This is a genomic window from Mangrovibacterium marinum (assembly GCF_003046625.1).
GTDB classification, from domain to species: Bacteria; Bacteroidota; Bacteroidia; order Bacteroidales; family Prolixibacteraceae; genus Mangrovibacterium; species Mangrovibacterium marinum.
Genome location: NZ_QAAD01000001.1, coordinates 250420 through 265973 on the forward strand (window position 1 = coordinate 250420; position 15554 = coordinate 265973).

General features: G+C 47.1%; 11 protein-coding genes. 9 read left to right on the top strand and 2 right to left on the bottom strand.

The window, feature by feature from the left end:
• Positions 1-3: 3 nt before the first annotated feature.
• The 8 genes from C8N47_RS00990 (at position 4) to C8N47_RS01030 (ending at position 10379) form a co-directional block, all read left to right on the top strand.
• On the top strand, positions 4-1104 hold the full coding sequence (locus C8N47_RS00990; RefSeq protein ID WP_107820648.1) for a hybrid sensor histidine kinase/response regulator: 1101 nt from the start codon (positions 4-6) through the stop codon (positions 1102-1104).
• An 11-nt stretch (positions 1105-1115) separates the two neighbouring features.
• The gene (locus C8N47_RS00995; protein ID WP_107820649.1) at positions 1116-2492 is read left to right on the top strand and encodes a sigma-54-dependent transcriptional regulator; all 1377 of its coding nucleotides are present in this window, start codon (positions 1116-1118) and stop codon (positions 2490-2492) included.
• Positions 2493-3305: 813 nt separating this feature from the next.
• The gene (locus C8N47_RS01005) at positions 3306-3893 is read left to right on the top strand and encodes a hypothetical protein (protein ID WP_146161397.1); all 588 of its coding nucleotides are present in this window, start codon (positions 3306-3308) and stop codon (positions 3891-3893) included.
• A 125-nt stretch (positions 3894-4018) separates the two neighbouring features.
• Positions 4019-4609: a hypothetical protein gene (locus tag C8N47_RS01010; RefSeq protein WP_146161398.1), complete on the top strand. Its 591-nt coding sequence runs from the start codon at positions 4019-4021 to the stop codon at positions 4607-4609.
• A 302-nt stretch (positions 4610-4911) separates the two neighbouring features.
• On the top strand, positions 4912-5499 hold the full coding sequence (locus C8N47_RS01015) for a hypothetical protein (protein WP_146161399.1): 588 nt from the start codon (positions 4912-4914) through the stop codon (positions 5497-5499).
• A 154-nt stretch (positions 5500-5653) separates the two neighbouring features.
• Positions 5654-8401: a hypothetical protein gene (locus C8N47_RS01020; RefSeq protein WP_146161400.1), complete on the top strand. Its 2748-nt coding sequence runs from the start codon at positions 5654-5656 to the stop codon at positions 8399-8401.
• A 22-nt stretch (positions 8402-8423) separates the two neighbouring features.
• Positions 8424-9221, top strand: coding sequence for a hypothetical protein (locus C8N47_RS01025; protein ID WP_146161401.1), 798 nt, complete (start codon positions 8424-8426; stop codon positions 9219-9221).
• A gap of 6 nt (positions 9222-9227) precedes the next feature.
• Entirely contained in the window at positions 9228-10379 is a 1152-nt protein-coding gene (locus C8N47_RS01030; RefSeq protein WP_107820656.1) for a toxin-antitoxin system YwqK family antitoxin, read from the top strand.
• A 1207-nt stretch (positions 10380-11586) separates the two neighbouring features.
• Here the strand turns inward: C8N47_RS01030 and C8N47_RS01045 are convergent.
• Positions 11587-12879 (bottom strand): NCS2 family permease, encoded by a 1293-nt coding sequence (locus tag C8N47_RS01045; protein ID WP_107820659.1) that lies wholly within the window; start codon positions 12877-12879, stop codon positions 11587-11589.
• Positions 12880-12897: 18 nt separating this feature from the next.
• On the bottom strand, positions 12898-13593 hold the full coding sequence (locus tag C8N47_RS01050) for a DUF5020 family protein (RefSeq protein ID WP_107820808.1): 696 nt from the start codon (positions 13591-13593) through the stop codon (positions 12898-12900).
• Between the two features lie 293 nt (positions 13594-13886).
• Here C8N47_RS01050 and C8N47_RS01055 point away from each other — a divergent pair, with 293 nt between their 5' ends.
• The gene (locus C8N47_RS01055; RefSeq protein ID WP_245915644.1) at positions 13887-15539 is read left to right on the top strand and encodes an AMP-binding protein; all 1653 of its coding nucleotides are present in this window, start codon (positions 13887-13889) and stop codon (positions 15537-15539) included.
• The last annotated feature ends 15 nt before the right edge of the window (positions 15540-15554 follow it).

Consider the following 15554-nt stretch of genomic DNA (forward strand, 5'->3'; position numbering starts at 1 on the left):
ATTATGGCAACCCTACTGATCGTCGACGACAACAAAAATAACCTGCAGGTACTCGGAAGTATTCTGGGCGAAAATGGCTACAAGGTAGCCATGTCAATCAACGGTATGAACGTGCCGAAACTGATTGAAAAAGTGTCGCCCGACCTCATCATCCTGGACATCATGATGCCCGTGATGGATGGCTTCGAGGTTTGCAAAAACGTGAAAGAGATTCCCGAATACAAAGATATTCCGATCATCTTCCTGACGGCTAAATCCGACATCGAGAGCATCACCGAGGGTTTTCGCATTGGCGGGGTCGATTACATTACCAAACCCTTCCGGAAAGAGGAACTGCTGGCCCGGGTAAAAACCCACATCGACCTGGTGAACAGCCGCAAACTCATTCAACAACAAGCCCGGGAACTGGAAGCACTGAATCAACTAAAGAATAAAGTCTTTACAGCCGTTTCCAACGACCTGTACGGCTCGATCAATGTTTTTTCCGAGATGCACGCACTGATGAATAATCCGCGGATTTGTTTGGAAAAAGAAGATTTAGCCGAGCTATTTACCGAACTGAAGAAAAAATCGGACACCGCCGCCGGGCTGCTCGAAAACCTTTTGTGGTGGTCGAAAAGCCAGCGAAGATTACTTCACCCCAAGCCTTCGCAGTTCAATTTGCAGAACCTGCTTTCTACAATCGTTCAATCGTTCTCGGAAAAGTCGACACAAAAAAAGATCAACCTAAAAATTGAAGGGAATACTGAAGCGATGGTTGTTGGCGACCAAACACAACTCGAAATTGTGTTCAAAAACCTGATCGACAATGCCATCAAGTTTTCGAACAAAAACAGCTCTGTCGTAATCACGCTGAAACCGGAAGGAAATACGCTAATCTGTGAAATAGCGGACTCCGGAACCGGCATGGATGAAGAAGCACTGGCGAAGGTTTTGGATAAATATGAATTCTTTTCGGAGTACGGAACGGACAATGAAAAAGGAACGGGCATCGGCTTGCTGCTTTGCGACGAACTGCTGGGAGCAAACAATGCAAAGATGACAGTTACCAGCCAAAAAGACAAAGGAACACGAGTACGGGTAATTCTTCCTACGGACCTTTAAAACAAAGAGCCATGAACAAAAAACTAAAAATACTGGTCGTTGAAAGTGACGGTTTTTACGGGAAACTAGCCCGGTCGATTTTAAAAAATGATTTCGATGTCGACGTGCTTCAGGCCCCCACCGATGCTTTGGAGCTCCTGCGCAAAACAACTTTCGACATTGTCATTATCGACTACAACATACAGGGAGGAAACGGCCTGCGCCTGTTGAAGCGCATAAAAAGCGACTACCCAAAAACAGAAGCAATCATGACCGGCCCCGAGGAAGACGCCTCCCTGGCATCGCTCGCGCTGGCCGAAGGAGCGATTGATTATTTTCAAAAGCCCTTCGACTACGAATCGATTATTTTAGCCATACAACGCACCGAAAAATTCCTGGGCATCAACAAAAAGCTGGAAACGGCCGAGCTGAACCAAAAAGTGCTCAGGAACGAATTGGAGCGACACAACGGCTACGACATCATCAGCTGCAGCCCGGCAATGGACGAAGTGAAGATGATGATGGCCAAAGTTGCCCAAAGCGACTCAACATCGGTCATTATTACCGGCGAAAGCGGTGTTGGCAAAGAACTGGTTGCCCGCGGAATCCACAACATGAGCCCGAGAAAAGAAAATTATTTTGGCGCCGTAAACATGTCGGCAATCTCGGATACGCTGTTCGAGAGTGAATTCTTCGGACACAAAAAAGGTGCATTTACGGGCGCCATCGGCGATCGGGCAGGTTGGTTCGAAATAGCCAACCAGGGCTCGTTATTTCTGGATGAAATTGGCGATATGCCAATCAATCAGCAAATAAAAATGCTTCGGGTTCTTGAAGATCGAAAATTCATTAAAGTCGGCGCCCAAAATGAAAATATATTCGACGTCAGAATCATCTCGGCGACCAATAAAAATATCGACGAACTCAAAAACGGGAAGGATTTCAGGCTTGACCTGTTCCACCGGATTGGCACCTTTGAGATCTACGTGCCACCCCTGCGCGAAAGGAGCGAAGACATTCCCTTGCTACTCGACCATTTTATGAGACATTTCGCGACAAAGGTGCGCAAACAAATCAACCGCATCGATCCGGAAACAGTCAACAAGCTCTCGCAGTACAATTTCCCGGGCAACGTGCGCGAATTACGGAACATCGTCGAACGAGCTGTTATCCTGTGCGATAGTCACACTTTAAAGATGGAACATTTTAAAAATATTATTCCGGAGGATCCCGCGCCAAGATCTAATTTCCAGGAGATCTTTGACCTGGAAATCATCGAAAAAGAGACCATTTTAAGGGCACTCCAAAAAGTGAGCTACAACAAAAGCCAGGCTGCCAAATTACTCAACCTCAAATGGAACGCCTTATACCGCAGACTGCAGAAATACGAGATTGCCCTACCGGAATAGCAAGAAGTACATTCTTTTGTGATCCCGAAATCTTGAAAACCGGCAAAAACCCGGTAGCAGGATTTCGGGATTTTTTCTGAAAGTCACTTTGGGTGATGTGGTTTCCAACCGCATCGGGGATGCTTTGAATGTCGATTAAGCTCGAACCTGAAGCAAAGCTTATTCTTTAGCAAACTTTTGTTCCCGACCCTGGTTTTCTTGACTCACCCCGTCGCTCGCAGAGCTCGCGCCACCCCTCTCAGCCCCCGCAGAGAGGGGACAGAACTGAAGCAATACGTTAGGATTGGTTCAGTTCAGGGGAGAGTTTTTCTGAAAGTCGATGCGCGCAAAGCCGCTAAGGCGCAAAGTTATTTGTTGTCTCGAATTCGAGATTCGAAGCCTCTTCGAGCTCCCCAGCCTTTTATTGTATTCTATTGCCTTCAATCGCCTTCTACTGCATTCGATCACTTTCATCCCTGTTGGTAATTTCCTTGAATCAAGTCGATCTTTTCTGAAGACCGTCCAACAAATTAATCCCCCCTGGCAGACTCTCCAAATCGGCCGTTGTTCTCTTCGTTTTCGAAGACTCTCTTCATTTTCGAAATACGCCCAACACATCACTGGCAAACAAGGCCTTACACCCAATCACACTGAATTCAACGGCAGCTTCATCTTCGATTTCGAAGAGCAGCCAAAACTGGCACAAACAACCATCAATCTGATTTACTGTCGATTAACAACAAAGGCACAGCAATTGCCTATATCTAACCGAACTTGCAGAATTGCAGACAACATTTAGAAAAAAAATTAATAACAATAAAAAAAAAGAACATCATGAAAAAAGTATTTACATTCATCGCCTTGGCTTTCATCGCCTTCTCTTCTTTCGCATCTAACGACAAAGACGGAGTTGAATCTTCAGAAGTCATCACACTGACTGCCCGTTTAAACTCAACCATCGCGTTGGATATGGACAATTCAGACATCGTTTTCGAATTCAACGAGCTGAATGACTTCAGAAATGGTTTGGGTGGATATGAGAAAGCTTACCAATCAACCGGCACAATCAGCGCCACAGCAAACTGGAACCTGAGTTTCTTCGCCAAAAAAGACTTTACGCACACAAGCGGTAACACCATGCCATTGGACAACGTTGGGCTGAGCGCCAAATTCACCGGTAAAAACTCGATTGCTGACTACTCGAACCAACAACCGCTGAAATTGTCGAAACAAAGCCGCTTGATCCTGGGCTACAACGGTTCAACAACAAACGCCGGGGACGCCAGCGACAACGCCTTTACCATTTACTGGGAAATGGGAACTAAAAAGAACGACATGAACGGTACAAGCATCTACGACCAAAACCTGAAAAAAGGGGAATACAAAACTGAAGTGGAGTTTGTTGCTTCAGAAGTACTGTAACGAAATACGCATAAAAGAGGAACTAAGGATTGATTAGTGGTGCGCGAACCGTCGGTGGAAATTCTACCGACGGTTTTCTTTTTTGTAAAGCCATGGTGATTCTAATTTCAAAATTTCAGATATTTTTGGACTACATGAAAACATCAGGCATCATATTGTTTTTCTTCATCCTACTCCATTTCACTTCTCTTCAGGCACAAGTACAGCCAAGCGGGATGATCGGCTTTGCCAGCGATTCAGATGATAAATCGTACATTTCTTTGGCCATCGACAAACAGCCTGTGACCTTCGAATTCAATAGCTTTTCAGACTTTAAATACGGAATCGGACAACACAATCCCCCACGCTCTTCAGTTAGCATTGAAGCCAATACTGGCTGGAAGTTGGTCTATTCTGCCGATCAGAACCTGATCAACCAGGACGGTATTCACCAAATTCAGGCCGACAACATTGGCCTCTCGATCGAGATTTTAAGTCAAAACAATTTCATCCTCTGGCAAAACAACGAAACCGAAAAACTTTCGCTCTCGCCGACCGTTCTCCTCACTGGCCGGAAAAACAAAAACAACAAAGGGAAAAGCAAAATTTCGCTTGACATCCTTTGGGAAATGGGAACCCAAAGAGGAAACATGTGCCCAAGCAGCCTGCTCGACCAGAATTTGAAAAGCGGCACCTACACAACAACGGTCCAGTTCGTCATTACCGAGAGTTTATAAATCCTCCCCCCTCAACCCACCTGTTTTCAATAAACTTTCTCTTCGTTTTCGAAGACTCTCTTCATTTTCGAAATACGCCCAACACATCCCTGGCAAACAACACCTTACACCCAATCACCCTGAATTCAACGGCATCTTCATCTTCGATTTCGAAGAGCAGCCAAAACTGGTACAAACAACCATCAGTCTGATTTACTGGCGATTAACAACAAAGGCACAGCAATTGCCTATATCTAATCGAACTTGCAGAATTGCAGACAACTTTTAGAAAAAAAATTAATAACAATAAAAAAAAGAACATCATGAAAAAAGTATTTACATTCATCGCCTTGGCTTTCATCGCCTTCTCTTCTTTCGCATCTAACGACAAAGACGGAGTTGAATCTTCAGAAGTCATCACACTGACTGCCCGTTTAAACTCAACCATCGCCCTGGACATGGACAATTCAGACATCGTTTTCGAATTCAACGAACTGAATGACTTCAGAAATGGTTTGGGTGGATACGAGAAAGCTTACCAATCAACCGGCACAATCAGCGCCACAGCAAACTGGAACCTGAGTTTCTTCGCCAAAAAAGATTTCGCTCACACAAGTGGTGCTACCATGCCGCTGGACAACGTTGGGCTGAGCGCCAAATTCACCGGTAAAAACACGATTGCTGACTACTCGAACCAACAACCTTTGAAATTGTCGAAACAAAGCCGCCTGATCCTGGGCTACAACGGTTCAACAACAAACGCCGGGGATGCCAGCGACAACGCCTTTACCATTTACTGGGAAATGGGGACTAAAAAGAACGACATGAACGGTGCAAGCATCTACGACCAAAACCTGAAAAAAGGGGAATACAAAACTGAAGTGGAGTTTGTTGCTTCAGAAGTACTGTAAAACCTGCAACACGCATCCGATACAAAAGCCACTATTGAAATCTCAATGGTGGCTTTAATTTTTCATCGCAGGCCCACACAAAAAAAGCAAAACGCTACCTTTGGCCGTTTAACCACAGCACCTTCAAACTAAAGCTGAAATAATGCGGGGACGCTTGTCAACTATTATTGGATTACTATTACTCAGCTGCTTCTTATCCACGAACATCTACGGGCAGGAAGCCAATGAACTGCTGGCCATTTCCTGGGTTAAGGAAGGGCAATCGGTCAAGTCGGGTAAGTTTCTGTTCAACGTCATTCGGATTGAAAACAAAAGCCAATCACCTTTATCGCTGAGCCTTCAACTGGCAGCGCCCGAGGGAAGTCGCCTGGTAACCCAGGTTCCCGACTCGCTGCAAATTGCCGCCGGCACAACAAAATCCGTCCCTGTGCGCCTGATGACTTCAAAAGAATCCGTCGTCGACTTCAGCTACCAACTAATTGCAACAGCGTCCTGTAACAACCGGCGAGTTGAAAGTTCGACTTCTTATACGATCGAAGCTGAACGAAATTTCAAGCTCGTGTTCGACTCCCGGGCTTACGCTTTTCAACCCGATCAGGAAACCATTGAAATTGGGTACACCACTCAAAATGAAGGGAACGTGCCGGAGCATGCCACCATTCGCTTCCACCCTTCGGAAGAACTTGCGCTGGTAGAAACCAAACAAGAAAACGAGATAGATATACCGGCCTACACCCAATGGAGCCAAAAGCTGAAGCTGAAACTAAAATCCTGGTATCGCAACAAACCCTTAGAAAACAGCACGGTCCGTGTTCTTGTAAAAAATAACGAGACGGAAACCGAACAGCTACTGTACATCTCGAAGCTCGAAAATGAATATGATAATTTCAGCTCTTCCCCGAAGCAAGCCGGCAATACGGTTGAATATCGGATGTTGGCATCCGAGGACGGTAACATTCAGAGTATCGCATCGGCGCAGGGAGAAACCGCGCTGAATGAAGGAAAATTAATTTACGGCGCACACCTGTCGGATTTCCAGTCGGAGATAGACAGCACATTTTTAACGCAAAACTATTTCGATCTCTACTATCAAACCGAACATGAATCGTTTGGTCTCGGAACATCGTCGGTAAGCGGGTTAAACCAACTGATGAAACGCAACAGCCTTTTTGCCGACAAATCGGTTGAAATAGGCAGCTACAACCAAATACGCCTGTTTGGCAACAAATCGATTAACCGGCAGGATTACGGGCTGGCAGCAGGTCACCAACTGACTTTTTCGGGCTTGAAAACGCGGACAAACATCGGCTACAACCAGGACCGGGAAACCGAGGCCACAACCTACCAGCTTGACCAGACCACTGAACTCAGGCGCCAATGGATCAGTGCCCGGTACCATATTAACTACGAAAACGAAAACAACAAGCTGGACGGCCAGGAACAAACTTTTCTACAGGACATCGATTTGTCGGGTTTGTACCTGGACAAAAAGCTGCAGTTCACTTTCAACAACCGGATTGCCAAAACAAGCAGCGACCTTTCCAATCAGTTTAATTCGGACACACAGTTGAACCTGAACTACCTGATCAACCAATCGGGGACGGCCTGGTCATTCCTCTATTCCTCCGGTTTTCAGAGCACATACACTGCCGACGCCTCCACCTGGTCGCGCTCCAGGCTCTACAGAAGCCAATTCGCCTTCCCCATTGCGGCGCGAATGAATATGTACAGCGGACTTCAGCTTAACACCCTTGATCAATCGTCGAACCTGACATCCGACCTTAAAGGAAACAGCTACGGCGCCTTTTCGTCAGTTCAATACCACACGCAAAAATTCAGAGGAAGGGCCTACGCTGAAATCGGGCAAATGCATCTGAAGGACGGCAACAGCAAGTTGCAATATTATCTGTCCACCAATGCAGATTACAGCCTGTCGTCCCAATCCCAATTTTCGGCCAATGTCAGATACGGCAACCTGACCACACTGAAGCAGCTTGAAACAAAAAGCAACCAACTGGAAATGAGGATGGGGCTAACACAAGCCCTTCCCGGCCACAACAACAGCTTTTCGCTGATGGCTTACTACAAAAAGGAAGCCGACCAAACCTCGTCACCACTGTCGCTAAAGGCGGGCATCGACATCTGGAGCAAGAACAACTTCAACCTGAATACCAGTGTCAGCTTTAAATCGAAAACCGGAGAACATCAATTTGGGCTATCTGCCGTGGAGGCCAAAATAAGCAAACACTTCAACCCGAAAAATAATGACAAACTTTATTGCGACTACCAGTTGCTGTTTTTTAAAGATGACAACGGAAACAACATCGCCGACGAAAACGAAGAACGCATTGCCGGTATAAAAGCGATATTAACGCCGGAAGCCGGCAACAACAGGGCCAGCCGAATCACAGCGTTGACTTTGGTATCAGCCCAAAATGGCCTTATCAAATACAAAAACCTACCCTGCGGGCAATACAAAATAAAGTACTACCCGATGGTTGACCTGAATGGCTATTACAATTTCGATGAAAGCGAATTTTCGACCCCTTTACGATCCGACAACATGCAGCAAATTGCTTTTTCAAAGGCTGCCAAAATAGTCGGCAGTATTACGCTTACCCGCTCAAACTTCTCCAGCATGGGCGATATCAGCGTGGAGAATATTCGCGTTACGGCCACCAGCAAACTGGGCAAAACCTATTCGGCCCTGACCGACAAATTCGGGAACTACATGATATACCTTCCGCAGAATCAAACTTATACGTTAACCTTAAATGATATTTTCGGGTCGAAATTCCAGATCAAACGGAACAACTCGCAAGTCGACTGTTCCCAGGCCACGGAGGTAAAGTTTGACTTTGAGGTAAGCGAAAAGAAAAGAAACATTAATTTTGGGAAATAACATTCGCACTAAACAGGAAAAAATGACAAAACAGCTTTTATCCACGTTACTGCTCATCCTCTCATTTTCAGCTCTGGAAGCACAAAATTTTGAAGTTGCCCCTACCCGGCTCGACTTCAACCTTGAACCCGGGCAGAACGGACGTATGCAACTCAACATCATCAACCACGCATCGTCTCCTAAAGATTACACCATCAATTTAAGCGACTTTGTTGTTGACAGTTTGAACAATGTCGACTACAAACCAGTTGGTTCAACCCAACGAACACTGGAATCCTGGCTCAGCATTTCGCCGACCTTTTTTACGCTGCAACCCAACGAAAGCACCAAGATTGACATCACCATAAGCACCCCTGCCGGCGAAGAAGGCAATGCCACCAAATGGGGCACGCTGTTTATTCAGGAAGTTGAAGAGCAAAACGAAATGCTGGCGGCCGATAAAAGCACCAAAGCAGGTATTATCATCAATCCCAGCATCGGAGTTTATGTTATTCAATCTCCGGCTTCGGGGCAAAACGAAAGTGCCACAATCAGTAATTTCCGGGAAACAGCGCAAAGCGGAACCTTGGCAGCCGACATCAAAAACACAGGCGACAAAGTGCTAATGGCGAAAGTGTCCCTGATTGTTTCGAACCTGCAAACCGCAGAAGAAAACACCCTTGAAGCGGTCGAAATAAATTTACTGCCCGGTGTGAAGAAAACAGTTGAATTGAAATTACCCGACAACATGTTACCGGGCGATTACTCGATTACCGCCGTACTCGACTATTCGCCCAATAAAGATCTGGAAGGCGCACTTCTGGATTACACCGTAAAATAGCACGCAATGAAACATTGGCTTCCCTTCCTATTTCTGATAACCGCTTACTCGGTATCGGCCCAGACTTTTATTGATACCGTTTTTTATGAAAACAATGTCACTCCGAAGACCATCGCCGAGCTGAAAATCGTCCATGGCGAAACCATCAGGCACGGTAGCTTTAAATATTATTTTCCCAGCGGAGCGCTCTCGCAAATGGGCTACTACTCGGAAAACCAACCCGACAGTATTTGGACGATTTACAAGCAATCGGGGCAGGTACAGGAAATCTCGGAATACAAAAAAGGTGTGAAAAATGGCGATTTTGCCATTTACTACCCCAACGGAAATCTGAAACAGGTTGGCAGATGGAAGGAAGGCAAACTGGAAGGTGAGCTGACGACCTACTACCCCAATGGCGCGGTTTTGGAAAAAACACATTATCAAACCGGCAAGCTTACCGGGCAAGCAATTGGTTACACCGAAGACGGGAAATTACGCTTTGAGCGCAACTACCTCGACAACGAGATTAACGGCATCAACAACGAATATTTCAGTACCGGAACGCCCAAGATTGAGTCCACACAGCGAAACGGGCAGTTTGATGGTGAATACCGTGAATATTTCGAAAACGGGAACTTACAAAAGTCCTTCAACTACAAGAACGGAATTATTGACGGCAACTATAAAACCTACTACAACAACGAGCAATTAAAATCGGAGGTAAGCTACACCGACGGTAAAATGAGTGGCCCTTACACCGCATACTACCCGCAAGGCTCGGTAAAAGAAGAAAGCAACTATAACGACGACCAAAAGTCGGGGAAAAGCACCATGTACTATAACGATGGCGCAGTCTATATCTCGGGGAAATACGCCAACGGAAAATTCTCGGGGCTTTGGAAAATTTACTACCCCAACGGCAAGCTCAAACAAAAGGGAAAATACACCAACGGGCAAGCAGAAGGAAAATGGTCGTTCTACCACGAAAACGGAGCGCTGAACAAATCCGGCAAATACCGAAACGACAGCGAAACAGGAATCTGGAAACACTATTTTCCGAACAAACAGCCCAAAATGATCGTCTCCTACAATGACGGGAAAGTTGCCCGGATTTTGGAAGCTTATGACGAAAAAGGAAGTGCTGTTGATCCGTCGACAATCAAATTAGATCAATGATCAATGGCTGCATAGACAAATGACCGAAGCTTTGGGATCCGGGTGGCCCGTTTGTCGGGTTTTCGCTCCACCTCTAATCAAAACCAGTTGTTGACATTGCGCCTTATTGTCTTTGCGTGGTAAGACATACAGAAAACATTCATGATTCCGGGGAATCACCAACAGGAATGAAAGTGTAGTAGTTTTCGACTATGCTGTTGTCGTTGTTTTCATAAGTTGTCGGGTTGTCGTTCTAAAAGGTCATCAACAAGAAAGAAGGCGTTTCGATCAATGAGAAAAAGTTGGGAACCGGTTGGCCTATTTTCATCAAGGCCGGAATCAAACGAAAAGCTTAGTGCAATCCCGGAGGGATGCTATTTGGGTAGCTTAACGACGACGGGGGGAAATTCCGTCCCGTACGGGACGGGACAATCTACCTAAGATCTTTAGTGCTACCCAAATTATACCGTTGCACAGGCTAAATTTATACTCTGAAATAGGACGGTATAATGCCGATAGACTGAAAAAGGAGCATTGAAACGAAGTGATTGGATGCGACACTTTTGAAGCTAATCGGTATTGAATGGCTAAAGCCATTGCTGAAAAATGAGAACCCGTCCGGTAGGACAAAAGATCCTTTTTTATACAAATTAGAATTGACGGAACAATCGCTTAAGCGTCGAAAAAGAGACTTTCACGAAAAAATATTCATGATTCGGAGGGAATCACCAATAGGGATGAAAGTGGCACGCTTTACAAATAGCGCACCAGCGGGGTGCAGAATAGTAGAGGTGCTTTTCCGAATCGTCATTCAGGTTATGACAAATTCATCGCCTAATCACCATAACACTTCTATGTTTATCAGCAAAAAATAGGGAACATTAGGTTCGAACGAGCCAATCATGAACAAATGGAAACAGCTTGTTCTTTTTGAGAGGTCGTTTCCATGCGTGTTTGCCTCCACCGGCGGTTCGGGAAGCAATTTCCATCCGTGCTTGCCCCGACCGACCGTTCGGGAAGCAATTTCCATCGGTGCTTAGCTCGACCGGCCATTCAGGAGCCAATTTCCATCGGTGCTTCAGTTTCGAGCTGAACCGCAATTCAAAGCATCTTCGGTGCGATTTGAAAGTCCTGCCTACCGCAGGCGGGCGCACCACCCGAAGAAGACTTTCAAAAAAAAAGGAGCAACCAACCGATTGCTCCTTTTTGCTATATAGGCTAAAATCAATTATACACCTAACCAAAGGTTCACCACCGACAAGGCTGCAATCAGCCACATCAGCCACGAAACCTCGTCGAATTTGCCGGTAACAGCTTTCAGGATGACGTAAGAGATAAACCCAAACGACAAACCGGTAGAAATACTGTAGGTCAGCGGCATCAACACAATAGTGAGAAATGCCGGGATAGAGTCGGCAAAATCACCAAAGTTGATCTGCTTAATATTTTTAAACATATAAACCCCAACAATCACCAATGCCGGAGCAGTGGCATAACTGGGCACCATGCCAATCAGGGGAGCAAAAAACAAGGCCAGAAAAAAGAAACCTGCCGTAATAACCGAGGCAAAGCCCGTTTTGGCACCGTTGGCAATCCCCGAAGCCGATTCGATATAGGTTGTTGTTGTACTGGTTCCCAGCAACGAGCCGGCCACAGTAGCCACGGCATCGGCTTCCAGGATGCGGTCGACATACTTCACCTTACCGTCTTTGTCCACAAAGCCTGCTTCGTACGAACAAGCCACAATAGTACCTACCGAGTCGAACAGGTCGACGAACATGAAGGAGAACACCGCACCGATCAAGCCAAAGCTCAAGGCCGACATAATGTCCAGTTTCAGGGCAATGGGACTAATTGAGGGCGGCAGCGACACCAAGGTGTCGGGTGCTTTCACCTCGCCGGCAATCAGGGCAATAATGGTGGTAATAATGATTCCGTAGAAAATACCGCCTCTTACCTTTTTCACTTCCAGGATAGCCGTGATAATCAAACCAACAAGGCCAATCAGCAGGGTCGGTGTAAACGGCCCCAGGCCAACAAAAGTAGCCGGGTTGGCAACCACCAATCCCATATTTTTGAAGCCGATAAAGGAGATAAACAAACCAATACCAGCACCCGTCGCCAGGCGCAAAGCCAGCGGAATGGTATGAATAATTTTGGTTCGGATACCGGTAACCGTTAAGGCCAGGAACACAATCCCCGAAATAAACACCACCCCAAGCGCTGTTTGCCATTCCACGCCGGCACCAATCACCAGGGTATAGGTAAAGAAGGCATTCAGCCCCATCCCGGGGGCCATGGCATAAGGCACTTTAGCCCAAACACCGGCCAGCAGCGTACCAATAACCGCGGCCACAATGGTTACCGTAATCAGGGCATTCCGATCCATTCCGGCATCGCCCAGAATGTTCGGGTTCACAAAAATGATGTAGGCCATCGTCAGGAAGGTTGTGACCCCCCCGATGATTTCCTTGCGGAACGACGATCCGCGCTCCGAAATCTTAAAAAAGTTATCCAGCATAATGATTGACTATTTGGATTAGAATGTGTATTTCACCGCCAAAGTCGGGTTTACCTGCCAGCCATCTTCAGCAAAGTTGCTGCTGATCTCAATTTCGGTACCGGCTGCAAAGTTGGGGCAGAAGTTATACCAAAGCTGAGGCTCGGTCAGGAAACGGAATTTCTTAGTTCCCCATCCCATTTCTTCTTTCCAGAAATCAGCAAAACCATTGAATACCAATTTTCCTTCGGCCATTTTCACGGTCCACACAGCCGTTAACTGAAACGAAGCATCTTCCTTGTCTTTAATGCGTTTGTAGTTCGCCTGCAGGGTCAGAATTTTGGAGAAGTCACTCGATGCCCAGGTGTGCTCAACACCGGCCAACCAACAATTCTCGATCGGAACGTATTTGTCAACAAAAGGTGGAGCATAAACTTTCATGGTACCGCCGTTGTACTCCACACGCGGCATAATAGCCTGTGTTTCCTTCCATTTAAAGGCACGGGCAATTTCCCAGTAAGCCAGCGAAACGCCATTGTCAACATTCCGCTCATCCGAACCGTAATCCATGTCGATAAAGAAGAAAGTTGAACCGTACTTGTCGGGACGAAACATCTCAACAGTTGTTGTAACAAGTTTGCGGTCTTTCCCGAAATCGTAATGCATCTGAATATTCTGTGCATAAACAGCACCCGAAAATGCAACAGCAAAGAGGATAAACAAGATTTTTTTCATGATCTTCAAATTGTAAGTGTAAAGATTAATAAGCGGCAAAATTATAAAAAAAGGTGAAAGTACGCCTACCCTCCCCGTCCGATCTGTTGGAAGTCAAACCATTAGTTGGCCACCAGAGTCGGGCGAAGCGGGCAAAGCAGCTAATTTCCATTTTTTTCGGTAAGCCGATGAGCATAGCCTTCCCCGGCTACCGCGCTATCCGCTTTCGATCGTCGGCACTCGCCTGCCCCAAAACCCGAACAATTGGCACAACCAAAAGAAAAGCTTAGCTTTGCCGGCGCAAAAATGCCTTAATGAGGAATTTAGGAATGAATGAAATGGGATTAATTGCTTTGTACAAGCAAGCCTTTGAGACCAACAGCGACTTGCCGCTGTTCTCGGATTACGGCGGAATAAGCTATACCTACCACGATGCCGCCCGACTAATTTACCAGATCCATGGTTTTTTGGAACAATGCCAAATTGAAGAAGGTGACAAGGTAGCCCTGCTGGGACGCAACTCGGCACATTGGGCGATCAGCTTTCTGGCAGTTGTCAGCTATGGAGCGGTGGCCGTGCCCATCCTGCCCGACTTTAACCCGGCCGATGTGCACCACATTGTTCGCCACAGCGAGTCGAAGATCTTGTTTGCCGGCGAGCAGCTGCTCGAAAAGCTGAGCCTGGAGGAAATGCCGGCTCTGAAAGCCGTTCTCAGCCTGCAACGCATGGATCCAATCTGGGCCGAAAGTGCGCAGATCCTCAACTTTTGGCGCCTGCCCGTGCCCGGCCGGCCACCCTTCAGCAACGAGCTTTTCATGCCCCGCGAGCTGGCCGACGAGCACATCTGCATGATTTCGTACACCAGCGGCACTTCGGGTTTTACCAAAGGGGTAATGCTGCCCGTGCGCAGCCTGACGTCGAACATTCGCTTTGCCCGCGAACGACTGCCCCTGAAGCAGGGCGATCAGATGGTATCCTTCCTGCCCATGGCCCACGTGTTTGGGCTGTTGTTCGAGTTTCTGTTTCCGGCAACCAGCGGCTGCCACATCACCTTTCTCACCAAGCCCCCCACGCCACAAGTCATTGTCAAGGCATTTAAAGAAATCAGGCCGCACTTAATTTTGTCGGTGCCTCTGATCATCGAAAAAATTTACAACAAGCAGATTCAACCGGCCCTTGAAAAACCCCTGATGAGCTTTCTGCTGAAGGTTCCCGGCATCCGCGGCTTGCTGTATAAAAAGGTAAGGCAAAAGCTGACTGACACCTTTGGCGGCCGTTTTTACGAGATCGTTATTGGCGGAGCTGCCCTGAACCGCGAGGTGGAAGATTTCTTCCGCACCATCAAATTTCCCTTCACCATTGGCTACGGCATGACCGAATGCGGGCCCCTGATATCGTACCAGGGCTGGAACAAAACCCGTCCCCACTCGGCCGGCGTACTGGTGGACCGCATGCAGCTGAAAATCGATTCGGCCGATCCCTTCACCCAGGTAGGCGAGATTATGGTGAAGGGCGACCACGTGATGGCCGGCTACTACAAAAACCCCGAAGCAACGGCACAGGCCATCGACCAGGATGGCTGGCTGCGCACCGGCGACCTGGGCGTGACCGATGCCAACAACTTCATCTACATTCGCGGGCGCAGCAAGAACATGCTGCTGGGCCCCTCGGGACAAAATATTTACCCCGAAGAAATTGAAGCCAAGCTAAGCAGCTGCCACTTCATTTTAGAATCGGTATTGGTTGAACGCGACGCCAAGCTGGTTGCCCTGGTGTACCCCGACCACGAAAGCCTGGACATACACCATCAGGATAAAGCCAACGAAATTGCGCGCCTGATGGAAGAATACCGCCTTGCCGTGAACAAGGAGCTGCCCAAATACAGCCAGATTAGCCGCATGGAGCTGGTGGAAACCGAGTTCGAGAAAACCCCCAAACGAAACATCAAACGGTATTTATACACCTGATAAGCCGAAGCGATA

Excerpts from the sequence above, each read along its gene's own strand:
- C8N47_RS00990 (WP_107820648.1), top strand. The coding sequence starts at position 4 with ATGGCAACCCTACTGATCGTCGACGACAACAAAAATAACCTGCAGGTA.
- C8N47_RS00995 (WP_107820649.1), top strand. The coding sequence starts at position 1,116 with ATGAACAAAAAACTAAAAATACTGGTCGTTGAAAGTGACGGTTTTTAC.
- C8N47_RS01005 (WP_146161397.1), top strand. The coding sequence starts at position 3,306 with ATGAAAAAAGTATTTACATTCATCGCCTTGGCTTTCATCGCCTTCTCT.
- C8N47_RS01015 (WP_146161399.1), top strand. The coding sequence starts at position 4,912 with ATGAAAAAAGTATTTACATTCATCGCCTTGGCTTTCATCGCCTTCTCT.
- C8N47_RS01025 (WP_146161401.1), top strand. The coding sequence starts at position 8,424 with ATGACAAAACAGCTTTTATCCACGTTACTGCTCATCCTCTCATTTTCA.
- C8N47_RS01030 (WP_107820656.1), top strand. The coding sequence starts at position 9,228 with ATGAAACATTGGCTTCCCTTCCTATTTCTGATAACCGCTTACTCGGTA.
- C8N47_RS01045 (WP_107820659.1), bottom strand. The coding sequence starts at position 12,879 with ATGCTGGATAACTTTTTTAAGATTTCGGAGCGCGGATCGTCGTTCCGC.
- C8N47_RS01050 (WP_107820808.1), bottom strand. The coding sequence starts at position 13,593 with ATGAAAAAAATCTTGTTTATCCTCTTTGCTGTTGCATTTTCGGGTGCT.
- C8N47_RS01055 (WP_245915644.1), top strand. The coding sequence starts at position 13,887 with ATGAGGAATTTAGGAATGAATGAAATGGGATTAATTGCTTTGTACAAG.